Source organism: Acidaminococcus sp. HCP3S3_G9_1, from assembly GCF_052122455.1.
GTDB lineage: Bacteria > Bacillota > Negativicutes > Acidaminococcales > Acidaminococcaceae > Acidaminococcus.
The window spans coordinates 158,188-180,131 of sequence record NZ_JBQKCH010000002.1 but is presented as its reverse complement, the minus strand read 5'-3'; the positions used below and the strand labels follow the sequence as shown (position 1 = coordinate 180,131).

23 protein-coding genes are annotated in these 21,944 nt (G+C 57.9%); 21 read left to right on the top strand and 2 right to left on the bottom strand.

What is annotated here, in order from left to right; translation table 11 throughout:
* Entirely contained in the window at positions 1–573 is a 573-nt protein-coding gene (locus ACTQY1_RS02340) for a chromate transporter (protein WP_154487804.1), read from the bottom strand.
* Complete coding sequence (locus ACTQY1_RS02335) at positions 573–1,112, bottom strand: chromate transporter (protein WP_308664250.1); 540 nt, start codon at positions 1,110–1,112, stop codon at positions 573–575. Before ACTQY1_RS02335 ends, ACTQY1_RS02340 begins: the two co-directional genes overlap by 1 nt.
* 253 nt (positions 1,113–1,365) lie before the next feature.
* On the opposite strand from ACTQY1_RS02335, the gene ACTQY1_RS02330 reads away from it, so the two are divergent.
* From ACTQY1_RS02330 to ACTQY1_RS02230, 21 genes are all read left to right on the top strand, one after another.
* Positions 1,366–2,379: a glycosyltransferase family 4 protein gene (locus tag ACTQY1_RS02330; protein WP_288310428.1), complete on the top strand. Its 1,014-nt coding sequence runs from the start codon at positions 1,366–1,368 to the stop codon at positions 2,377–2,379.
* A 17-nt stretch (positions 2,380–2,396) separates the two neighbouring features.
* Entirely contained in the window at positions 2,397–3,563 is a 1,167-nt protein-coding gene (wecB, locus tag ACTQY1_RS02325; RefSeq protein ID WP_022487394.1) for a non-hydrolyzing UDP-N-acetylglucosamine 2-epimerase, read from the top strand.
* Between the two features lie 6 nt (positions 3,564–3,569).
* Positions 3,570–3,950: a hypothetical protein gene (locus ACTQY1_RS02320; RefSeq protein WP_441368890.1), complete on the top strand. Its 381-nt coding sequence runs from the start codon at positions 3,570–3,572 to the stop codon at positions 3,948–3,950.
* A 55-nt stretch (positions 3,951–4,005) separates the two neighbouring features.
* On the top strand, positions 4,006–4,713 hold the full coding sequence (gene atpB, locus ACTQY1_RS02315; protein ID WP_279127840.1) for a F0F1 ATP synthase subunit A: 708 nt from the start codon (positions 4,006–4,008) through the stop codon (positions 4,711–4,713).
* 30 nt (positions 4,714–4,743) lie between these two features.
* Positions 4,744–5,001 (top strand): ATP synthase F0 subunit C, encoded by a 258-nt coding sequence (gene atpE / locus ACTQY1_RS02310; RefSeq protein ID WP_022487392.1) that lies wholly within the window; start codon positions 4,744–4,746, stop codon positions 4,999–5,001.
* Positions 5,002–5,041: 40 nt separating this feature from the next.
* Positions 5,042–5,533, top strand: coding sequence for a F0F1 ATP synthase subunit B (gene atpF, locus ACTQY1_RS02305; protein WP_279127838.1), 492 nt, complete (start codon positions 5,042–5,044; stop codon positions 5,531–5,533).
* A 38-nt stretch (positions 5,534–5,571) separates the two neighbouring features.
* On the top strand, positions 5,572–7,428 hold the full coding sequence (atpA, locus tag ACTQY1_RS02300; RefSeq protein WP_022487390.1) for a F0F1 ATP synthase subunit alpha: 1,857 nt from the start codon (positions 5,572–5,574) through the stop codon (positions 7,426–7,428).
* A gap of 15 nt (positions 7,429–7,443) precedes the next feature.
* Positions 7,444–8,352, top strand: a complete 909-nt coding sequence (gene atpG / locus ACTQY1_RS02295; protein WP_022487389.1) for an ATP synthase F1 subunit gamma — start codon at positions 7,444–7,446, stop codon at positions 8,350–8,352.
* Positions 8,353–8,390: 38 nt separating this feature from the next.
* Positions 8,391–9,842: a F0F1 ATP synthase subunit beta gene (gene atpD, locus ACTQY1_RS02290; RefSeq protein WP_347567404.1), complete on the top strand. Its 1,452-nt coding sequence runs from the start codon at positions 8,391–8,393 to the stop codon at positions 9,840–9,842.
* Between the two features lie 2 nt (positions 9,843–9,844).
* Complete coding sequence (gene atpC / locus ACTQY1_RS02285; RefSeq protein WP_154487801.1) at positions 9,845–10,288, top strand: ATP synthase F1 subunit epsilon; 444 nt, start codon at positions 9,845–9,847, stop codon at positions 10,286–10,288.
* A gap of 45 nt (positions 10,289–10,333) precedes the next feature.
* Positions 10,334–10,525 (top strand): hypothetical protein, encoded by a 192-nt coding sequence (locus tag ACTQY1_RS02280; RefSeq protein ID WP_012939048.1) that lies wholly within the window; start codon positions 10,334–10,336, stop codon positions 10,523–10,525.
* A 187-nt stretch (positions 10,526–10,712) separates the two neighbouring features.
* Positions 10,713–11,138: a hypothetical protein gene (locus tag ACTQY1_RS02275; protein WP_302157167.1), complete on the top strand. Its 426-nt coding sequence runs from the start codon at positions 10,713–10,715 to the stop codon at positions 11,136–11,138.
* Positions 11,139–11,198: 60 nt separating this feature from the next.
* Entirely contained in the window at positions 11,199–12,458 is a 1,260-nt protein-coding gene (gene murA / locus ACTQY1_RS02270; protein ID WP_302157168.1) for a UDP-N-acetylglucosamine 1-carboxyvinyltransferase, read from the top strand.
* Between the two features lie 6 nt (positions 12,459–12,464).
* Positions 12,465–13,496, top strand: coding sequence for a rod shape-determining protein (locus ACTQY1_RS02265; protein WP_441368889.1), 1,032 nt, complete (start codon positions 12,465–12,467; stop codon positions 13,494–13,496).
* Between the two features lie 80 nt (positions 13,497–13,576).
* Positions 13,577–14,986 carry a phosphodiester glycosidase family protein gene (locus tag ACTQY1_RS02260; protein WP_441368888.1) on the top strand — a complete coding sequence of 470 codons (1,410 nt, stop codon included), beginning with the start codon at positions 13,577–13,579 and terminating at the stop codon, positions 14,984–14,986.
* A gap of 361 nt (positions 14,987–15,347) precedes the next feature.
* On the top strand, positions 15,348–15,653 hold the full coding sequence (locus ACTQY1_RS02255; RefSeq protein ID WP_441368887.1) for a hypothetical protein: 306 nt from the start codon (positions 15,348–15,350) through the stop codon (positions 15,651–15,653).
* An 87-nt stretch (positions 15,654–15,740) separates the two neighbouring features.
* On the top strand, positions 15,741–17,507 hold the full coding sequence (locus ACTQY1_RS02250) for a SpoIVB peptidase S55 domain-containing protein (protein WP_154487798.1): 1,767 nt from the start codon (positions 15,741–15,743) through the stop codon (positions 17,505–17,507).
* A gap of 129 nt (positions 17,508–17,636) precedes the next feature.
* The gene (locus tag ACTQY1_RS02245; protein WP_302158176.1) at positions 17,637–18,419 is read left to right on the top strand and encodes an MlaE family ABC transporter permease; all 783 of its coding nucleotides are present in this window, start codon (positions 17,637–17,639) and stop codon (positions 18,417–18,419) included.
* A 1-nt stretch (position 18,420) separates the two neighbouring features.
* Positions 18,421–19,173 carry an ABC transporter ATP-binding protein gene (locus ACTQY1_RS02240; RefSeq protein WP_022486870.1) on the top strand — a complete coding sequence of 251 codons (753 nt, stop codon included), beginning with the start codon at positions 18,421–18,423 and terminating at the stop codon, positions 19,171–19,173.
* 4 nt (positions 19,174–19,177) lie between these two features.
* Complete coding sequence (locus ACTQY1_RS02235; protein ID WP_279127822.1) at positions 19,178–20,431, top strand: MlaD family protein; 1,254 nt, start codon at positions 19,178–19,180, stop codon at positions 20,429–20,431.
* Positions 20,432–20,528: 97 nt separating this feature from the next.
* Complete coding sequence (locus ACTQY1_RS02230) at positions 20,529–21,821, top strand: TolC family protein (protein WP_022486873.1); 1,293 nt, start codon at positions 20,529–20,531, stop codon at positions 21,819–21,821.
* Positions 21,822–21,944 lie beyond the last annotated feature (123 nt).

The window sequence follows — 21,944 nt, the reverse complement described above, 5'->3', positions numbered from 1 at the left end:
TTACTGTCCAAACCCGAAGACCACGCCCACTACAGCCGAGGCAGCCAGGAAGGCGATGGGGTGGACCTTTTTGTATTTCCCGGTAAGGAACACCAGCACCAGGGCCAGAAGGAGGGAACGGCCATTCAGCACCCCGGCCAGGTCACCCTGCTTCCAGGCTTCCGGATGGAGCAGGGTCACCCGGGCCACCATGAGCCCCGCTGCGGCGATCAGACCGGCGGAAGCGGCCCGGAGCCCGTACATTACCGCTTTCACGTATTTGCTGTCCCCGAACTTCTTCAGGAACTGGGACACGATGATGATCACGATTACCGACGGGGTGATCAGTCCGAAGGTGGCGTCCACTGCCCCGGGGATCCCGGCAATGTGATAGCCCACATAGGTGGCGGTATTCACCCCGATGGGGCCGGGAGTGGATTCAGATACGGCGATCATGTTCAAGAGATCCGTTTCTGTGAACCAGCCGGTGGCAGTAGCCAGCTTGGCCAGGAAGGGAATGGTGGCCATGCCGCCGCCGATGGCGAACAGGCCGATTTTGAAAAATTCCCAGAACAGCTGCACAAAAAGGCCCATTACAGCTCACCTCCCGCTTTTTTGGCCAAAAGACCCACCACGCCGGCCAGGACCACCAGCCAGGCGGGAGAAATGCTGGAGAACAGGTTGATCCCCATGACCAGAAGGAACAGACCTATGGTCAGTTTATCCACCAGAGCCCCTTTTGCCAGTTTTTTGATGGCGTTGAAAATCAGCACACAGACGCAGACCCGGATCCCGGCAAAAGCGTCCCTGACGAACTGGAGCTGGGCAAAGTTGGACAGGAAGGCGGCGATTACCGTAATGATCACCAGAGAAGGGAACACTACCCCCAGGGTGGCAATGATCCCTCCGGTTACCCCTTTCCGTTTCATGCCGATGAAGGTGGCCGTATTCACCGCAATGACCCCAGGGGTACACTGGCCCACCGCATAATAGTCCGCCAGTTCTTCCTCGCTGGCCCAGTGGTATTTTTCCACCACTTCCGCCTGGAGGATAGGGAGCATGGCATAGCCGCCCCCGAAAGTGACCGCCCCGATCCGGGCGAACACCGTAAACAGCTGGATCAGTTCATTCATGGAAACACCTCCGATTCTTTTCAGTGTAACACGGAGCAAAGAGCCTGTAAACAAACTGGCACCAAATGGCTGGAGGAGAAAAAGAACGGGAAGAAAAATGGAGAAAATGTCACAAAGGAAACAGGGGAACAAATTGTAGATTTTCCAAAACTGTACTATAATAACTTTGTATGAGCAAAAGTGCAGAGAAAATTTTCCAGGAAAAGGGAAAGCAAATTTCCCTGGGCGGGCAATCCGCAGAAAGGCTTGTTTTGTGAAAACGTATTTACTGGCATTGAGCATTTCCCTGATCATCAGTTGGGTCCTGACTCCTTTTGTGAAGAAGCTGGCTTTCCGCATCGGCGCTGTGGACCGGCCCAACGCCCGGAAGGTGCACCACAGGATCATGCCCCGGATGGGGGGCCTGGCCATTTACATCGGGTTCATGGCTGCGGCTGTTTCCACCATGGAACTGACCCGGGACGTGGTGGGCATCCTCCTGGGAGGTACGGTCATTGCCATTGTGGGTATATTGGATGACATGTTCCAGCTGGCCGCCAAGGTGAAGCTGGTGGGCCAGATCATTGCGGCCCTGGTGCCGGTGTTCTTCGGAGTCCGGATCGAATGGCTGAACAATCCCTGGGGCGGGTATTTCTATCTGAACTACCTGTCCATCCCTTTTACCGTGTTCTGGATCGTCAGCTTCACCAATGTGGTGAACCTGATTGACGGGCTGGACGGCCTGGCAGCCGGGGTGTCCGCCATTGCCTCTGTCACGGTGATCATGGTGGCCCTCCAACAGGGACTGTATCCGGTGGCGGTGATCACCGCGGCCCTGGCCGGAGGCATCATCGGCTTCATCCGGTACAACTTCAATCCGGCCACTATTTTCATGGGGGATACCGGGAGCCTGTTTCTGGGCTACATGCTGGCAGCCATTTCCATTTTCGGCGCTGTGAAAAGCGCGGCCACCATTGCTCTTCTGGTGCCGGCCATTGCCCTGGGGCTGCCCATTATGGACACGGCCTTTGCCATTGTCCGCCGGTACCGGAACGGACGGCCTATTTTCAGTCCGGACAAGGGACATATCCATCACCGCCTGCTGGCCATGGGCTTCAGCCAGCGGCAGGCAGTGATCTTCATGTATCTGATCAGTGCAGGACTCTGCCTTACGGCAGTGCTCCTGACGGAAATGGAGGGGATTTATGCCATTGCACTGCTGGTATTCCTGCTGGCGGTGATCTTCATTGGCGCAAGAAAAATCGGGATTTTACAGGATAGATCATGAAATAGGGGCGAAGGAAAATGAAAAAATTGAAAGTCATGACGATTTTTGGGACCCGGCCGGAAGCCATCAAAATGTGTCCCCTGGTGCTGGAAATGAAAAAGTACCCGGATATGCTGGAACCCATTGTGGCAGTTACCGCCCAGCACCGGGAAATGCTGGACCAGGTGCTGGAGCTGTTCCAGATCAAACCGGATTATGATTTGAACATCATGACCGCCGGTCAGACCCTGTACGATGTGACCAGCCGTGCCCTTATGGGGCTGAAGGAAGTACTGGAAGAAGCCCAGCCGGATCTGGTGCTGGTCCATGGGGATACCACTACCACCTTTGTGGGGGCGCTGGCTTCTTTTTACAAACAGATCCCCGTTGGCCATGTGGAAGCAGGACTGCGCACCGGCAACAAATATTCTCCCTTCCCGGAGGAAATGAACCGGAAACTCACCGCAGCCATTACCGACTGGCATTTTGCTCCCACCAGCAACGCCAGAGCCAACCTGCTGAAGGAAAACATCAAGGAAGATGACATCTACGTCACCGGGAATACGGTAATCGATGCCCTCCAGGCCACGGTGAAGGATCATTTCGATTTCCACAACCCCAAACTGGAGGAAGCCATCCGTTCCGACCACAAGCTGATCCTGATGACCACCCACCGGCGGGAAAACCTGGGGGCTCCCATGCGCCACGTATACCAGGCTCTGAAGGAAGTGCTGAAGGACAATCCGGAAGCGGAAGCCATTTTCCCCATGCACAAGAATCCCAAGGTCCGGGAAGTGGCAGAAGCGGTCCTGGGCAAAATGGAACGGGTCCATCTGCTGGAACCCATGGACTATGAACCCTTTGCCAACCTGATGGCCCGGGTGGACATTGTCCTCACCGATTCCGGCGGCATCCAGGAAGAAGCACCGGCCCTGGGGAAACCGGTGCTGGTGCTCCGGAACACCACGGAACGGCCGGAAGCCGTTACCGCCGGCACGGTGAAGCTGATCGGCACCGGCAAGGAAGATGTGTATGCTGCCACCTGCCGGCTGCTGAACGATGAAAAATACTACCGGTCCATGGCAGAAGCCGTGAATCCCTATGGGGACGGCCAGGCTGCCAAACGGATCGTCACCTATCTGCTCCATACCCATGGGTATCCGGTGGATCTGATGCCGGAATTCCATGGGGGACAGGAAAAGTAAGACCCTATGGAAAACCTGTTCCAGCGCCTGGGCCGTCAGCTCCGGTCGCTGTTTCTGAAACAGCTGGCTCTGGGGCTGGCCTTTCTGCTGGCGGTGCTCCTGCTGGGAGGAACCCTGCCCGGGGCCCTTCTGGGCTCCGCCGCCGGCCTGGCGGACACGGCCCTGTTCCTCTGGGGCGTCCGGCGGGGGATGGAAAAGGAACCGGCCCAGGCCGCCCTTTCCATGCACCGGCTCATGTTCCTGCGGATCGCCGTACTGCTGGGGTTCACCCTGGCGGCGCTCCGGGGAAAATGGCAGCCGGTGCTGGTCCTTTCCGGTTTCCTGATCCTGAATCTTGGCTTGGTCATCCAGCTGGCCCGCAGCCGGCCCGGATGCCGGAAACCCTGAATTGTCAGAGTTTCCTATAAAAAACAAGAAATAATACAAAGGAAGTGATAAGTCTATGGGAATTGCAGAAGCTGCCGGTTCAGAAGTCATCCACTACGGGACCACACAGGTCCTGCCGGGGATCACCCTGAACATGCAGACCATCTATATGTCCTGGCTTACCATGCTGATTGTGGCAGCCATCGTCTTTGCCGCTACCCGGCGGGTGCAGGAGATTCCCTATGGAATCCAGAACCTGGTGGAAATGATCGTGGAGTGGCTGGAAAAACTGATGGATGCCAACCTGGGGGTGGAAGGCCGTCGGATGGCCACGCCCTTCATCCTGACCCTGTTCCTGTACATCTTTGTGGGGAACGAACTGGGCCTGATGCCTTCCCTGGGGGTCCATCTCTCTTCGCCCACCAATGACATTAACGTGGCCCTGGGGCTGTCCATTACCGTGGCTGTGGCCACCTACATCATCGGGATCATCCAGCAGGGGCCCAGCTATTTCAAGCATCTGGTGACACCCTTTGCCCTGATGCTCCCTCTGAATATCATCGAGGAGCTGGCCAAGCCCCTGACCATGGCCTTGCGTCTTTTCGGGAATATCCTGGCCGGGGAAATCCTCCTGGCCGTGCTGTACATGCTGGTACCCTGGGTGGTGCCCAACCTGTGGATCGGATTCAGTCTGGTTATCGGTTTCCTCCAGGCCTTCATCTTTACCATGCTGACGGTAATCGCCCTGGCGCCGATCTTCAAACAGGTCCATTCCAAAAAATAAGAATCTGGAAAACAGAAAGGATGTAAAAAAATGATAGACAACAATACCCTGATCATCGTGGCTTCCATCCTGGGAGCAGCAATCATTGGCGTAGGGGCTTCCCTGGGGGCCACCAAAGGGGACTCCACCGTGGCTTCCAAGGCTCTGGAATGCATGGCCCGTCAGCCGGAACAGGCAGGCAGCTTCCAGGTGAACATGCTGATCGCCATCGGCCTGGTGGAATCCATCCCCATCATCGCCTCCGTTATCGCCATTGTGCTGGTGTTTGCCAACCCCTTTGTAAAATAAGAGGCATGCACCCCTTTGGGGAGAAAGGAAGCGATAGGGAATGGTAAGTATCAATTATACGCTGGTGGCCCAGGTGGTGAACTTCATCATCCTGCTGTGGGTCCTGGCCAAATTTGCCTACAAACCCCTGCTGAAGGCCATGGATGACCGCCGGACCAAGATCGTCAAGGATATGGACCAGGCGGATCATGCCCGGAAAGAGGCGGAAGCCCTGAAGCAGGAATATGTGCAGCAGCTGCAGAACGCCAAGAAGGAAGCCAACGACATTGTGTCCAAGGCCAACGCCATGGCCCAGCAGCTCCATGATGAAGCCCTGGCCAACGCCCAGAAGGAACGGGAAGAACTGCTCACTTCCGGACGGCAGGCTGTGGAAATGGAACGGAAGAAAGCACTGCTGGACGTGCGGGAGCAGATCATCGCCCTGAGCACGGAAATCGCAGGCCGGGTTCTCCAGGAAAAGCTGGATTCTGCAGAAGACCAGCAGCGGATCACCCGGATTACCGATGAAACCCTGGCAGAACAGAAAAAATAAAAGTCCCTTCAGAGGAACTGTGGAGGCAGTATCAACCTATGAACAGTAAAAACAAGGAAGCTCTGTGGAAACAGATCCTGGACCGGCTGACCCTCACCGAGGACGACCAGGCTCTTTTTGCAGGAGAGTCTCTCCTCTCCCTGACGGTGACCACGGCCCAGCCTCTGGCTCCGGAAGAAGCCCAGCTGCTCCAGGAGCTTCTGGCAGAGAAATTCGGAAAACCGGTCCGGCTCCAGGAACAGAAAGTGGATGCCCGGCTGGTGGGTGGCGTACTGATCCAGTACGGCGACCATATCTTTGATGCCACCATGAAACGGCAGCTGGAAAAGATGGATGCCCTGATGAAGGAAATCCATCTCAGCGACCAGGATCTGGACCATACCCAGAACATCACCCAGGCCCTGACCCAGGGGGTCCAGTCCTTTAAGGACGACGTGGACCTGGAAGAAATCGGCGTGGTGGAAAAAGTCGGTGACGGCATCTGCACGGCCTCCGGGCTGGGCGGTGCCATGAGCGGGGAACTGGTTGCCCTCCATGACGGGGTGTACGGCATGGTCCAGAACCTCCGGGAAAAGGAAGTGGGGATCGTCCTTCTGGGCGGCGCCACGGAAATCAAGGAAGGGGACCTGGTCCGGCGTACCGGTGAAATCATGGAAATCCCCGTAGGGGAAGCCATGCTGGGCCGGATCGTGAACCCTCTGGGCCAGCCCCTGGACGGGAAAGGGGCCATCAAGACCTACGCCCATTATCCCATCGAACACCAGGCACCGGGCATTGCCGCCCGGCAGCCGGTGGATGTGCCCCTCCAGACCGGCCTCAAGGCCGTGGATGCCCTGGTGCCCATTGGCCGGGGCCAGCGGGAACTGATCATCGGGGACCGGGGCACCGGGAAAACCGCCATTGCGGTGGATACCATCCTGAACCAGAAGGGGAAGGGTGTGATCTGCATCTATGTGGCCATCGGCCAGAAGGCCTCTTCCGTGGCCCGTCTGTTCCATACCTTTGAACAGTACGGGGCATCGGATTATACCATGATCGTGGCGGCCACCGCCGCGGATACGGCCCCCATGCAGTACCTGGCTCCCTATGCCGGGGCGGCTGTGGGGGAATATTTCATGGACCAGGGCAAAGATGTACTGATCGTCTATGACGACCTGAGCAAGCACGCGGTGGCCTACCGGGCCATGAGTCTGCTGCTCCGCCGTCCGCCGGGACGGGAAGCCTACCCTGGGGACGTGTTCTACCTCCATTCCCGGCTGCTGGAACGGGCCTGCCGCCGGAATGCCAGACACGGCGGCGGCTCCATGACCGCTCTGCCCATTATTGAAACCCAGGCTGGGGACGTGAGCGGGTACATTCCCACCAACGTGATTTCCATCACCGACGGCCAGATCTATCTGGAAACGGACCTGTTCAACTCCGGTGTCCGGCCGGCCCTGAACTCTGGGCTGTCCGTATCCCGGGTAGGGGGCGCAGCCCAGACCAAGGCCATGAAATCCGTGGCCGGCACCCTGCGGCTGTCTCTGGCCCAGTACCGGGAACTGGCGGCTTTCGCCCAGTTCGGTTCCGATCTGGACCGGGAAACCAAGGCCCAGCTGGACCGGGGCGCCCGGGTGACGGAAATGCTGAAACAGGGTCAGTACCAGCCCCTGTCCATGGCCCAGGAAGTTATTTCCCTTTACGCTGTGAACAACGGGTTCCTGGATGAGATCCCGGTGGAGGATGTGACCCGGTATGAACATGAGATGCTGGGGTATCTGAACAACCACTGTTCCATCATCCTCACCACCCTGGAAAAAGAACAGAAATTCACTGATGAACTGAAGGCCCAGCTGGACGACGCCCTGGATGACTTTGGCAAAATGTTTGCGCCCGGCAGCGCAGACGGCATGTAAGGCAGGTGATCCCTGATGGCAAATACCAGCGGCATCCGTGCCCATATGAAAACCGTCGGCAGCATCAGCAAGATCACCGGGGCCATGCAGATGGTGGCCTCTGCCCGGATGCATCAGGCCCAGCAGCGGGCTGACGCCAGCCTTCCCTATGCGGAGAAACTCAAGAGCCTGCTCCAGGAAGCCGTCAGCGATCCTTCAGTGATGGCCCATCTGGACATGAAATCCAATCCCCTGCTGGAAAAACGGCCGGTGTACCGGACCGCCTATGTAATCATGGGCTCCGACAAGGGGCTGGCAGGCCCCTACAACAACAACGTGGTGAAATACGCCGGAGTGGAGCTCCGGGGCCGGGAGGATTCTCCTCTCCTGGCGGTGGGGAAGCAGATGAAGATCGGGCTGAACCACTGGGGCTACCACATTGCCAAAAGCTGGAGCGGATTTTCCGAAAAGCCCACCTTTGAGGCGGCGGAAGACATTGCAGACACGGTGGAATCCATGTTCATCCACGGAGAAGTGGACGAAGTGGACGTGATCTTCACCTATTTCAAATCTGCCATGATCCAGATCCCCAAAACCGTGCAGCTGCTGCCGGTCCAGCCCAAGGCCAAGGACAGCCTGGAGGTACAGGCCCAGGAAGTCTGGGAGGACGATGATCCCACCGATTATCCCACCCTGATCTTCGAACCGGAACCGGCCCAGATGCTGCCCTACCTGGCCCGGTATTATCTGCGCAGCCAGATTTTCACGGCGCTGATCCAAAGCTCCGCCTGTGAACTGGCTTCCCGGATGACGGCCATGAGCACGGCCACGGACAATGCCCAGAACCTGTTGGGCAAGCTCCAGGTCTATTACCAGAAGGTGCGGCAGGCCAGCATCACCACAGAAATCAATGAAATCGTCAGCGGCGCGGAAGCGCTGAAATAAGGGAGGCACCCATCGTGTCGGAAGAGCAGAAACAAGCAATCGACAGGGCCGTTGCCCATCTCTCCGCCAAACAGCGGGGCCATGTGGGCAGAGTGGTCCAGGTCATGGGCCCGGTGGTGGATATCCGGTTCCCGGATAAGGAACTGCCGGCCATTTACAATGCAATCGTCATCGATGCCCAGGCATCGAAAAATATCCATGTGCATCTTACCGCGGAAGTGGTCCAGCACATCGGGGATGATGTGGTCCGTACCGTAGCCATGAGTTCCACCGACGGGGTTACCCGGAACATGGAAGCCAGGGATACGGGGAAACCCATTACGGTCCCGGTAGGCAAGGGCTGTCTGGGCCGGGTGTTCAACGTCCTGGGAGAAACCGTGGATGATGATCCCACCCCGGTCCAGGCAGCGGACCACTGGCCCATCCACCGGCCGGCTCCGGCTTTGGCGGACCAGGCCACGGAAACCAAGATCATGGAAACCGGCATCAAGGTGGTGGACCTGATCGCCCCGTATTCTCTGGGGGGCAAGATCGGTCTGTTCGGCGGGGCCGGCGTAGGCAAAACCGTGCTGATCATGGAACTGATCCACAATGTGGCCACCAACCACGGGGGCTATTCCGTATTTTCCGGGGTCGGGGAACGGACCCGGGAAGGGAATGACCTGTGGGGAGAAATGAAGGAATCCGGGGTCATCGACAAAACGGCCCTGGTGTACGGACAGATGAACGAACCCCCGGGAGCCCGTATGCGGGTGGGGCTCACCGGTCTTACCATGGCGGAATATTTCCGGGATGTGGGAGGCCAGGATGTACTGCTGTTCATCGACAACATCTTCCGGTTCATCCAGGCCGGGTCTGAAGTCTCCGCCCTGCTGGGCCGTATGCCTTCCGCCGTAGGGTACCAGCCCACCCTGGCCAACGAAATGGGTGCCCTGGAAGAGCGGATCACCTCCACCCGGAGCGGCTCCATCACCTCCGTCCAGGCCGTCTATGTGCCTGCCGACGACCTGACTGACCCGGCACCTGCCGCCACCTTCGCTCATCTGGACGCCACCACGGTGCTCAGCCGTGAAATCGTGGAACTGGGCATTTACCCGGCAGTGGATCCCCTTTCTTCCACCAGCCGGATCCTGGATCCTCTGGTCATCGGCCAGGAACACTATGAAGTGGCCCGGGGAGTCCAGAAAATCCTCCAGCGGTACAAGGAACTCCAGGACATCATCGCCATCCTGGGGATGGAAGAACTGAACGAACAGGACAAACTCACCGTATCCCGGGCCCGGAAGGTCCAGCGGTTCCTGAGCCAGCCCTTCTTCGTGGCCCAGCAGTTCACCGGCCAACCGGGAAAATACGTTCCCCTGTCCGAAACCATCCGGGGCTTCAAGGAAATCCTGGAAGGCAAACACGACGATCTGCCGGAAAGCGCCTTCTACATGGTAGGGTCCATTGATGAAGCCGTGGCCAAGGGCAAGAAACTGAAAGGCGCATGATCATGGCCAGGTTAATGAAACTGGAAGTCCTCACACCGGAAAAAATTTTGGTGAAAAGGGAGGATATTTCCTATGTCTTGTTGAATACAGTCAATGGGGGAGTTGGCATCCTGGCCAACCATGGCCCCATGATTGCAGTCTTGGGGGAAGGTGCACTGAAACTGCAGGATAAAGACAATCAGGTGATCCTGGTCTATGTGGAAGGGGGATTCGCAGAGGTCAAGGACAACCAGGTTGTGATCCTGACGCCCAGAGCCCAAAGAGCAGAGAAAATCGATGTGGCCAAATATCAGCAGATCCGGGACGAGGCCCAGGCCAGACTGGACCATCCCGACGCGCTTACCGACGTGGCCCATACGGAGAAGATCCTGCGGCGGGCGGAAGCCCGGCTCAGGACGGCATCCCTGGTGGGAAAGGTACAGCCCTATCCCGTAGAAGGAGAATGATCCTGTAGCACAAAGTCACTGCAGCAGGCAGAGGGGGGATCCGCTGTGGACTTTATCAGCAAAATGGCTGCCAGTAAAATGGGGCAGCTGCGGCTGGAACTGGTCGAGCTCAATGAACGGCTGGAAGCCGCAACAGACGAAGAACAGATCCGCAAGCTACGAAAGACCATCCAGGAAAAAGAAGTCTACTACAACATCCTGGCGGATCGGCTGCGGACCCATACGAGGAATTTTTAAAGGGGGTGCCAGTAGGCACCTCCTTTGCCCGTTGACAACCGACCGTTGACGGGGCTGTTGCTTATGCAACAGCCCCTTTTTTTATTTCCCTCTATGGAAAACAGAACGTTCTATGGTATAATAATCTAGTTATAAAAATGGACAGAGAAGGGAAGTTCCGTAGACATTAAGGGGGGTGCCGTACGGTTTGTCCAATATGATTGTTTTGGTGGTCTGCTGTCTTGTGACCTGGGTGGTTTTTCTGGACAGCCACAGCATTGGCATGAAGCACAAGAACCTGTGGGTATTGGGAACCTTTCTGCTGATGCCGGTGGCGGTGCCGCTGTATCTGATCCGGCGGGCCCAGTTCTTGTATGACCATAAATTGACGCCCCGGCAGAAACGGGAAGCCCAGGAACGGGCCGCATCCCGGAAACGGCGGGAAAAGGCGGAACGGGAAAAACAGCAGTGGGAACAGCAGCAAAGGCAGCTGGCCCAGGCCGATCCGGAAGAAGTGGCCCGGGAAAGGGCCGCCCGGTATCGGGAAAAGCATGAAATGAGACTCCGTCTGGATGAACAGCTGAGCAATCAGCAGAAACGTCATGCCAGACAATGGGGCATCCATCGACAATAGAGGCAGGAAAAAGAGGGAAGCCCGGCTTCCCTGCAGGCAAGGAAAGGTGTGGAATCAGGCGTGGAGAAACTGGTGGTAAAGGGTGGTCATCGGCTGACAGGAACTGTGCGGGTCAGCGGGGCCAAAAATGCAGTGCTGCCCATCATTGCAGCATCCGTTCTGGGGACGGAGGGCAGTACAATTTTGGAAGTTCCGGAACTGGAGGATGTAAGCACCATCTGCAAAGTGCTGGAATGTCTGGGGCTGAAGGTGGATCATTCCATCCCCCATGTACTGAAAATCGACAGCCACAACATTACCGGCTGGGAAGCTCCCTATGATCTGGTCAGCACCATGCGTGCCTCTTTCCTGGTCATGGGATCCCTGCTGGCACGGATCGGCCGGGCCAAGATTTCCCAGCCCGGAGGCTGTGCCATCGGCACCCGGCCCATCGATATCCATCTGAAAGGGTTCGAAGCCCTGGGGGCCACCATCGAACAAGGTCACGGCTACATTGAAGCCTTTGCCCCCCACGGTCTGGTGGGCACCACCATCTACCTGGATTTCCCCAGTGTAGGAGCCACGGAAAACCTGATGATGGCGGCGTCCATGGCCAAAGGCACCACCATCATTGAAAATGCGGCCCAGGAACCGGAAATCGTGGACCTGGCCAACTACATCAACGTGATGGGAGGCAAGGTAAGAGGCGCCGGTACCACTGCCATCCGCATCGACGGAGTGGAAAGCATGAAAGGCGGGGAACACGCGGTGATCCCGGACCGGATCGAAGCCGGCACCTATATGGTGGCGGGAGCCATGACCCAGGGGGATATCCTGGTGGACAATGTGCTCTGCGAACACATGAAGCCGCTCATTGCCAAGCTCCGGGAAGCAGGGGCCATTGTGGAAGAAGACATCAGCAGCGTCCATGTGGTGGGACCTAAGGAACTCCAGCCCATTACCATCAAGACCCTGCCTTATCCCGGGTTCCCTACGGACATGCAGGCCCAGGTCATGGCCATGATGTGCATTGCCAAAGGCCAGAGCTCTGTATTGGAAACCGTGTTCGAGAACCGGTTCATGCATGTGGATGAACTGCTGCGGATGGGGGCCAATATCCGGACCAACGGCGGCCGGGCCGCCATTGTGGAAGGGGTTCCCAAACTGTACGGCTGCCAGGTACGGGCTACGGACCTGCGGGCCGGTGCAGCCATGGTGCTGGCCGGTCTGGTGGCAGACGGGGTGACGGAAATCACCGATATCTACCACATCGACCGGGGCTACGAAAACCTGGTGGACAAGCTGACCGGACTGGGAGCCGACATCCAGCGGGTTGGCTGATGCGCCATGAAGCACACTGAAAAAAGCCTGTTCGCCCGGCTGTTCAATCCGGTGGACGTGGGCATCGACCTGGGGACTTCCTCCACCCGGGTGTTCATGAAAAATCGGGGGATCGTGCTGGAAGAGCCTACGGTGGTGGCCATCGATCCGGCTACCGGGAAGACGGGTGCCATCGGTTCCCGGGCCCGGGAAATGAACGGCCAGGGCCAGTGGGAAGTGGTCTGGCCCTTGGAAAACGGGGTCATTGCAGATTTCGACGCTTCCGTAGGCCTTCTGGAAACAGTGTTGGACCGGGTGGTGGGGAAGAATCTGTTCTTCAAGCCCAGAGTCATGGTCTGTGTGCCCACGGGAGTCACCGGCGTGGAACGGCGGGCGGTGACGGAAGCGGCTCTTTTGGCGGGAGCCGCCCGGACTTATCTGATCGAGGGGCCTCTGGCGGCGGCCCTGGGGGCCGGGCTTCCCATCCAGGAACCCAGAGGCCGGATGGTGGTGGATATCGGCAGCGGTACCACCAGTGCAGCGGTGATGAGCATGGGACGGATCATCCAGGCAGCCTCACTCCGGATGGGAGGGGAGGCCTTCAACGAAGGGCTGATCCGTCATCTCCGGGACCGGCTGAACATCCAGATTGAACGGCCCCTGGCAGAAGATATCAAGCTGGAAATCGGTACCGTGAGCCGGCGGGGGCGCCGGAGCACAAAGATTATCCGGGGCCGGGACAACATTACCGGCCTGCCCACCAGCCTGCGCCTGTCCTCCCAGGATACGGTGGCCGGACTGGAGGAACCCCTCACCGCCATTTTGTCCTGCATCCATCAGGTGCTGGAAAAGACCCCGCCGGAACTGGCAGCGGACCTGCTGGAAGAAGGCATCGTCCTTACCGGCGGGGGCGCCCTGCTGGAAGGGCTGGATGAGTGCATCGAAGCCGGGACCCACGTAAGGACCCGGGTGGCGGCCCATCCCAGGGAATGTGTGGCCCGGGGGGCCGGCATGGCCCTGGATGATCCGGGGCTGCTGGAAATTTTGGAAGGAAAATAAAGGGGGTGTTGCCTGCGCAACACCCCCTTTTTACGAAAGGAACGCGATCAATCACAATGAACCACAGTTACAGACAATGGATGGCACGAATTCTTCTGGCGGGGGTGCTGCTGACGGCTTCTCTGCCGGCGGCCCAGGCAGCCCGGGTCAGCGCTCTCCGGGGCGGGGTCACCCCCAACCGGGCCCGGGTGGTCATGAACCTGGACAGCCCTCTTTCTTATACGGCCCGGGTCACCGGGAACCAGCTGATCGTTGACCTGAAGGGAAAGGCGGACCGGACGGAAATGGTCCGGCTCCGGGATCCCCGGATCCAGAAGGCCTATCTGGAACCCCAGGGAAAGAACAGCCGGCTGGTGGTGGTCTTCCGGAAGACGGTACCGGTGTACAAGATTTTCCTGCTGAAGAATCCCCAGCGGCTGGTAGTGGATTTTCCCCGGTCCGGAACCAGCACCGGTACGGCCGGAAAACCGGCGGCGGGAAGTTCCCAGTGGCTGGGAAAGGGGCTTACCTACCGGGAAAGCACCGTGAATCTGGGAGCCGGCCGGGTGAAGACTTATCTTTTGACCCTGGCCCCTTCCAGTGACTTCCGTCTGGATTTCATCCCCGGCTATGGGAAGACCATCCAGCGGGGGACCCTGTCCATGATCCAGAAACGGTCCGGGGCTGTGGCTCTGGTGAACGCCTCCTATTTCGACAGCGACATCTGGGTGGTAGGAAACCTGAAAATCCAGAACAAATGGCTGGGCATGGAAAGCACGCCCCGGACCGGGCTGGTGATTCCCCGTACGGGAACTCCTTCCATCCAGCCCGGGCTGTCCTATACCGGCACTGTAACCCGGCCGGACGGAAAAAGTTTCGCCATCGGCGGATTGAACCGGATGCGGCTGCAGAACGAACTGATCCTGTACAACGACGGGTATGACGACACGACGGACACCAATGCCTACGGCACGGAAGTCCTTCTGAATGGCGGGATTGTCCGGGATATCCGGAAAGGGGCCGGCAGCATGGCCCTTGCCCCCGGCACCACGGTGCTTTCCGGCAACGGCAGTGCCGCCTCCTTTTTGAACGGCCTGCGGACCGGAGACAAAGTCACGGTGACTCAGACCCTGGGAAACCAGGCTGCGGACAGTGCAGCTTCCGTAGGGTCCGCAGGGCCTCAGCTGGTCCGGGACGGCCGGGTCCAGGTGACCAGTGAGGAAGAAAAAATCGCCGATGACATCGCCCAGGGACGGGCTCCCCGGACCGGGGTGGGCATCAAAAAAGACGGCACTGTGCTGATTGTAGTGGCTGACGGCCGGTCCGACAGCAGCGTGGGCATGACTCTCACCGAATTCGGCCGGTACTTCGTCCAGCTGGGGGCTGACCGGGCTATGAACTTCGACGGAGGCGGCTCCAGCGAAATGGTGGTCAACGGCAAAATCATGAACGATCCCAGCGACGGCAGCGAGCGCCCGGTTCGGGTGGCTCTGGGGGTGTTCAGGAAATAAGTGCCGCCAGAGGCGGCACTTATTTCAGTCTTGAGTCGGGAGTCTGAAGTCTGGAGCCGAATGATAAATTTGCAGGCAAATTTTTGAATGTGTAAATCGGTACCGTAGGGGCTGCACGCCGGGCAGCCCGCCAAATCATCGATGATCTGCGCATTTTGCGGGGCGCCGGGCCTGCGCCCCCTACGGTTATATACAATAAGAAGAACCTGGCCGAAGGACAGGTCCTATCCAATGGCCCGAGACTCATGACTCGGGACCCGAGACCTGAAGAGGGGGCTGCTGCCCTACCGGCAACAGCCCCCTTGCATCTCCCCTCTCCTTCGGTATATAATAAACAAACGAAAGAAAAGAGGTGCTGATCATGTTACACAAAATCCTGAAAAACAGAAAAATATGGGCAGCAGCCTTGCTGATGGTATTGCTGGCTTTGGGCATTGCTCAGGCGGCAGGGGTGCAGTCCCAGAAAAGCAGTCTTTCCGGCCAGGTGGCAACGGTGGTTTCCGTGGGCACCCAGGTATCGGAAGGTTCTGTGCTGGTTACGGTGAAGACCCTGACCGGGACGGCACCGGCAGCCCGTGCCAACTGCAGCGGGAAAGTGGTTTCCGTGGAAGTGGCTCCCGGCAGCCAGATTGCAGCGGACCAGGTGGTGGCCACCATCCAGCCCTGATGCAGGCAGTTTTTTCCATTATTGATAATTACAGGAACCAGAGGGTGTGAAATACACAGTCACACCCTCTTTTTTACAGGAGGAATTATGCGTTGTTTCAAGTGGAAGCGGCTCCTGGTGCTGACCCTGGGCTGCCTTGTGGCGGCGGTTTCCCTGGTAAGTGCCGCCATTCCCACCATTGCCGTGGAAGAGCTGAAACCGGGCATGAAGGGATATGGGAAAACAGTGATCCGGGGAGCGGACATCGAAACCTTTGATGTGGAAGTCCTGGGGGTCACCGGTACGGAAACCGGGGGCTACAACATCCTGATCAAGGCGTCCGGCCCTCTGCTGAAGGAAAGCGGGGGCATCGCCCAGGGCATGAGCGGCAGCCCGGTGTACATCGACGGCCGGCTGGCCGGAGCCGTGGCCTATGGTCAGGCTTTTTCCGACCCCAACTACTGTTTCCTGACCCCCATCAACGAAATGCTCCGGCTCTTTGACGAGACCGATCCCCGGCCTTCCGTCTTCCTGCCCAAGAGCACCCCTCTCATGGTCAGCGGTTTTACCGCTGACGGGGTGGCCCATCTGAACGAAAACCTGTCTCCTTTCGGCCTTACCTCCTATGCCGTGCCGGGAGGGACGGAACAACTGGACAATGTGAAGCTGGAACCGGGAAGTTCCGTGGGGGTTTCCATGGTCCGGGGAGATATGGTCATCGGAGCCATCGGCACGGTGACCTGGACTGACGATGAAGGACGGATCCTGGCTTTTGGCCATCCCTTCCTCCAGCATGGAGATTCCAACTATTTCATGACCAATGCCTGGATCTTTGCTTCCGTGCCCAACATCCAGAGCGCTTTCAAAGTGGGGACCCTGGGCAAGACCCTGGGACGGATCAGCCAGGACCGTCTCAGCGGCATTGCCGGGAAAGAAGGAGAGAACGCTCCCATCATCCCCATGTACGTGTCCGTCACCGACAAGGACCGGGGACTGCACAAAAGCAGCAATGTCCAGCTGATCACCGATGAGGACCTGGTGCCCAGCCTGGTGGACGGGGTGACCTACAACACCGTCAGCATGGCCAAGGACAGAAAGGGAGGGGGCACCTCCCGGATCCGGTTTACCATCACCGCCCAGGGGGAAAAGGAAGGCCCCATCCGGCTCCGTCGGGAGAACATGTTCTACAGCGCTTCGGACATCGGGAAGCTTACCGATTCGGAACTGAACGTGGCTACGGATATGCTCATGAACAACAGGTTCGACAAGGTGACCATCCAGGACATCAATGTGGATGTGGAAACCACCTCCAGCTGTGAAGTGGCGGAGATGGTGGGAGCCTCGGCACCTCTCACGGCAGTCCAGGGAGGGAACCTGCCCATTACCCTGACCTTTAAGCCCTACCGGTCTGAGGAAATCACCCGGACCATCAACTTCAAGATCCCGGACAAGCAGCCGGCGGGCCCCATGAACCTGATCGTCCGCAGCGGCAATGCCACCACCTGGATCAGCAAGGCCCTGGCCAAGCGGAACAGCCGGAACGGGGCCAACACCGCCCAGGGACAGGATGCAGGGGACGGCACCGGAGAGGACGACAGCGCCATGTTCCAGTCTTCCCAGCGCCAGTTCAAGGATTTCCTGACGGAATTCAATGAAATGGATGCCAACAACGAAGTGGTGGTGGACCTGATGCCCTCCTACGGGGACAGCCGGCCCAGCAGACGGGCTGCGGCCCGGGCGGCGGGAACCACCTCCGGCAGCATGAGCAGCGCCATCACCGGCCTGCTGAAAGGCAGCAAATACAAGCAGAAATTCCCCCTGGATTTCATCATAACCGGGGAAAGCAGCATTACTGTGGATGTGAAGAAGAGATAGTAAAAGAGTTGCTGCACGTGTATGGATTCCACACGTGTAGCAACTCCTTTTTTCTACATTTTTTCATCCAGATAGGTTATAATAATCAGTAACGTATTTTTGAAATCATGCAGGGAAGGAGTTGTTTCCATGGGATGTCGTGATCTTTGCCGCTGGGTGGGCCGTAAAATGGTGGACCTGTGCGCCCGTACAGGCCGGGTGGTCAACCTGTTTCTGGCGGCCTGTCAGGCGGCCGGCAGTGCGGACCGGCGGGAAGTCCTCCGGCAGATGGCACGGCTGGGGGCTGATTCCCTGCCCATTGTGAGCATGACCATCCTGTGCACCGGTATGGTCATGTCCGTCCAGACCGCCAAGGAATTCGTCCGTTTTGGGGCGGCGGATTCCGTAGGGGGCATCGTGGCCATTGCTATGGGCCGGGAACTGTCTCCCATCCTGACCGGGGTGGTGGTGGCCGGCCGGATTGGGGCGGCCATTGCGGCGGAAATCGGGACCATGAAGGTCACGGAACAGATCGATGCCCTCCGGGTCATGGCCGTGAGCCCCATCCGCTATCTGGTGGTGCCCCGGCTCCTGGCCATTGTGCTCATGATGCCCGTGCTGGTGGTCTATGCCAACCTTGTGGGGGATGTGGGGGGCTGGTTCGTGGCGGAAAACTACGCCGGGATCAATTCCCACATGTTCCTGGAAAGCATCAGGGGATTTATTGAACCCTGGGACATTATCGGCGGGCTGATCAAAGGAGCCGTGTTCGGCGCCATCATCGCCATCATCGGCTGCCACAAGGGTCTGAACGCCCAGCAGGGGGCTGAAGGTGTGGGCATGGCCACCACCAAATCCGTGGTGCTGTCCATTATCCTGATCTTTATCGCCAACTATTTCCTGTCGGTGATCCTGTATGTCCATGGAGGCTGAAATGGAACGACCTGTCATTGAATTCCGGAATGTGGAGATGGCCTTCGGGCCCAAGGTGATCCTGGACCGGGTGAATTTTTCCGTGGCCAAAGGGGAGACCCTGGCGGTAATCGGTCCCTCCGGTACCGGCAAAAGCACTGTGCTGAAGCTGCTGATCGGCCTTTTGAAGCCCCAGGGGGGCCAGGTGCTGATCCAGGGCCAGCCGGTGGAAAAATATACGGAAGACCAGTGGAACCAGCTGCGCCAGCACATGGGCATGGTGTTCCAGTATTCCGCCCTGTTCGATTTCCTGGATGTGGGAGAAAACGTGGCCTTCGGCCTGCGTCAGCACACCAGCATGTCGGAAGAAGCCATCCAGAAGCGGGTCAGGGACCTGCTGGAAGCGGTGGGCCTTGCCGGCAACGAGCATGTGTACCCGGCCCAATTGTCCGGGGGCATGCAGAAACGGGTGGGCCTGGCCCGGGCGTTGGCTCTCCAGCCGGACATTATCCTGTACGATGAACCTACTGCCGGGCTGGACCCCATTATGGCCACCAACATCAGTCAGCTGATTCTGGATACCAAGAAAAAACTGGGCATCACCGGGGTACTGGTGACCCACGACATGGCTTCCGCCTTCCTTTGTGCGGACCGGATCCTTATGCTCAGCCATGGGCACATCGTCTTTTCCGGCACGGTGGACGAAGCCAGACATACCCGGGAACCCCTGGTGCGGGCGTTCCTGCGCAGTGATATTTTGGAAGACAAGGAGTAAGATCATGAAAGCAGATGAAGTCAAAGTCGGTGCCGTCACCCTGGGGGGCATCGTGATCCTGGCCCTGATGCTCACCTTCCTGGGGGTGTTCAGTTTTGCCGGCCGGACCTACAAACTTAATGTAATGTTCGACGATGTAAACGGCCTGAAAGTGGGCAATGAAGTCCGGTTCGCCGGGGTCCCGGTAGGGAAGGTGGATGACATCATCGTGGACGGGTCCAAGGTGAAAGTGGTCATGAAGATGGACGAAAAACAGAAGATTCCCCGTAACTCCCAGTTCAGCATCGGTATGGACGGGGTCATGGGCACCAAATTCGTCACCATCGCTCCTCCCAAAATCGCCACCGGCCTGGTGTTCAAGGCAGGGGAAACCATTACCGGCCAGCAGGCAGGGGGCATCGACAAACTGATGGATTCCTCCGGCCGGGTGCTGGACAAGCTGGAAGTGGTGGTGGATGCCTTCAGCAATGTGTTCGGAGACAAGAACGTGCAGAAATCCATGCGGGAAGGCTTTGTCCAGACCGGGGAAGTGGCCAAGAACATGAACGACTTCACCAAGGCCCTGGCCACCATGGCCCAGCAGAACCAGGGTGATATCCGCACCATGGTGGGCCAGATGAAGGAAATGTCCGTCCATATGAACAGCATTATGGACAAGGCGGATGCTGATGGAGCCACCGGTCAGAACGTGGCAGCCATGGCAGCCAATATGGCGGATGCCAGCAAGAAGATCCAGAACACGGCGGAGGCCCTGCAGAATGTGGTCACCGACCCTCAGACTCAGCAGGACCTGAAGGAGACCATCCACCATGCCAAATCCACCACTGTGAAGGCGGACAAGATCCTGGGAGTGGTCACCGATGCCCAGGTCCAGGCGGATGTGCTGTACAATGACAAAAAAGGCAAATGGCGGACGGACATGGGAGTGAAGCTGCCCCTGAAGGAAGATACCTATGCCTATCTGGGGGTTTCGGACATCGGGGACCGGGACAAAGTGGACTTCCATTACAACAAAAAGCTGAACAAGTACATCTGGGGCCGGGCCGGTGTTATGGAAGGAGAATTCGGCGTGGGAGCCGACTGGATCCTGTCTCCCAAATTCAAGCTGTTCACCGATTTCTATGATTTCGATGATGCCAAACTGAAAGTGGGGGCGGAATGGGCCTTCAGTCCCAAACTTTCCCTGATCGGAGAGAGCATGGACGTGCTTGATCATGGTTCCGACACCACCTACCTGGGGCTTCGGGCCAGATTCTGACAAAAAGTTTAAAAAGTGTTTGGTTGACTTTACTTTTTCAACTGATTATAATAATAAAAGCTGACTAGGTAGTCAGAAAGTACAGGAGGGTCTGATTGTGAAGCATTTCCATACCAAAAGCATGATTCTGAGCGCTGTCATCCTGAGCGCCCTTTCTATCCATACAGTGGGGGCCGCCACCCCGGAAACCGTAAACCTGGATCTGGGGAAAACTGTCCGCATGGCCCTGGACAACAACTCCAGCGTCAAGATCTCTGCCGCTGAACTGGATGCGGCCAAGGCGGAACTGGACCAGGCCAAGGGGGCCCGGTGGGGGAGCATTGATTTCTCCCATACCAGCGGCCGTACAGAAAAATACCAGTCCAATGTCATCGGCAACAATCATTCCAATCAAGTGAGCATTACGGTGCCCATCTATACCGGAGGCCGTCTGGAAGGGGTCATCGACCAGGCCAAAAAGAACCTGGACTACTACCAGTATGGGATGAGCAGTTCCTACCAGACCACCCGGTACAATGCGGAAAAGGGGTACTATGATGTGCTCCAGGCCGCCAACACCGTGAACCTGGACAAGGAAACCGTGAACCGTCTGGATGAACATCTGAAGAACACCCAGGCCCAGTTTGCCGTAGGGGTAGTGGCCAAAGCCGACGTGCTCCGGTCCCAGGTGGAACTGGTCAACGCCCAGCAGACCTTGACCCAGGCGGAAAACAACTATGAAGTGGCTGTTTCCTCCCTGAACAACGTAATCGGGCTGCCCACTGCCACCCGGCTGAACCTGAGCCAGGGACTGGAATACAAACCCAACGACTACACCCTGGACAACTGCGTAACCTATGCCATGGCCAACCGGCCGGAAATCCACCAGGCGGAAGCCTCCGTGGGTATGGCTCAGGCCGCCCAGAAGATTGCCAACTCCGGCAGCCTGCCTCAGGTAAGCTTGGGAGCTTCCAACGCCTGGAGCAATGATACCTTCCCGGGCCAGAACCGGGACAACTGGACGGTGGGGCTCAACATCACCCAGAACATCTGGGACTACGGGGTCAACGCCGCCAAAGTCCGGGAAGCCAAGGCCAATGTGGTGAAAGCCCAGGAAAGCTACCGGCAGATCAGTGATCAGGTGCGCCTGGCCGTACGGACCAGTTACCTGAGCATGCGGGAAGCGGAAAAACGGATCAAGACCACGGAAGTGGCTGTGGCCCAGGCGGAAGAAGATTACCGTATCGCCCAGCTCCGGTACCGGGCCGGCGTAGGGACCAACACCGACGTAATGGATGCGTCCGTGGCTCTCACCACCGCCAAGAACAACTACATCCAGGCCCTGTATGACTACAATACTTCCACTGCCCTGCTGGAACAGAGCATGGGTGTTCCTGTGGAAAACGAATAAAAGAGCAAAGAAGAGGCTGTTGCGCAGGCAACAGCCCTTTTCTTTTTCCCTCTATACCTGTTATACTTATGTTGTGTATGATAAATTAATTAATTTGCATTTCCCTTGTAAGCGCCGGGCAGC

Excerpts from the sequence above, each read along its gene's own strand:
- atpG (WP_022487389.1), top strand. The coding sequence starts at position 7,444 with ATGGCAAATACCAGCGGCATCCGTGCCCATATGAAAACCGTCGGCAGC.
- ACTQY1_RS02335 (WP_308664250.1), bottom strand. The coding sequence starts at position 1,112 with ATGAATGAACTGATCCAGCTGTTTACGGTGTTCGCCCGGATCGGGGCG.
- atpB (WP_279127840.1), top strand. The coding sequence starts at position 4,006 with ATGGGAATTGCAGAAGCTGCCGGTTCAGAAGTCATCCACTACGGGACC.
- atpF (WP_279127838.1), top strand. The coding sequence starts at position 5,042 with ATGGTAAGTATCAATTATACGCTGGTGGCCCAGGTGGTGAACTTCATC.
- ACTQY1_RS02320 (WP_441368890.1), top strand. The coding sequence starts at position 3,570 with ATGGAAAACCTGTTCCAGCGCCTGGGCCGTCAGCTCCGGTCGCTGTTT.
- atpC (WP_154487801.1), top strand. The coding sequence starts at position 9,845 with ATGGCCAGGTTAATGAAACTGGAAGTCCTCACACCGGAAAAAATTTTG.
- atpE (WP_022487392.1), top strand. The coding sequence starts at position 4,744 with ATGATAGACAACAATACCCTGATCATCGTGGCTTCCATCCTGGGAGCA.
- ACTQY1_RS02240 (WP_022486870.1), top strand. The coding sequence starts at position 18,421 with ATGGAACGACCTGTCATTGAATTCCGGAATGTGGAGATGGCCTTCGGG.
- ACTQY1_RS02265 (WP_441368889.1), top strand. The coding sequence starts at position 12,465 with ATGAAGCACACTGAAAAAAGCCTGTTCGCCCGGCTGTTCAATCCGGTG.
- ACTQY1_RS02235 (WP_279127822.1), top strand. The coding sequence starts at position 19,178 with ATGAAAGCAGATGAAGTCAAAGTCGGTGCCGTCACCCTGGGGGGCATC.
- wecB (WP_022487394.1), top strand. The coding sequence starts at position 2,397 with ATGAAAAAATTGAAAGTCATGACGATTTTTGGGACCCGGCCGGAAGCC.
- ACTQY1_RS02255 (WP_441368887.1), top strand. The coding sequence starts at position 15,348 with ATGTTACACAAAATCCTGAAAAACAGAAAAATATGGGCAGCAGCCTTG.
- ACTQY1_RS02250 (WP_154487798.1), top strand. The coding sequence starts at position 15,741 with ATGCGTTGTTTCAAGTGGAAGCGGCTCCTGGTGCTGACCCTGGGCTGC.
- atpA (WP_022487390.1), top strand. The coding sequence starts at position 5,572 with ATGAACAGTAAAAACAAGGAAGCTCTGTGGAAACAGATCCTGGACCGG.
- ACTQY1_RS02340 (WP_154487804.1), bottom strand. The coding sequence starts at position 573 with ATGGGCCTTTTTGTGCAGCTGTTCTGGGAATTTTTCAAAATCGGCCTG.
- ACTQY1_RS02245 (WP_302158176.1), top strand. The coding sequence starts at position 17,637 with ATGGGATGTCGTGATCTTTGCCGCTGGGTGGGCCGTAAAATGGTGGAC.
- ACTQY1_RS02260 (WP_441368888.1), top strand. The coding sequence starts at position 13,577 with ATGGCACGAATTCTTCTGGCGGGGGTGCTGCTGACGGCTTCTCTGCCG.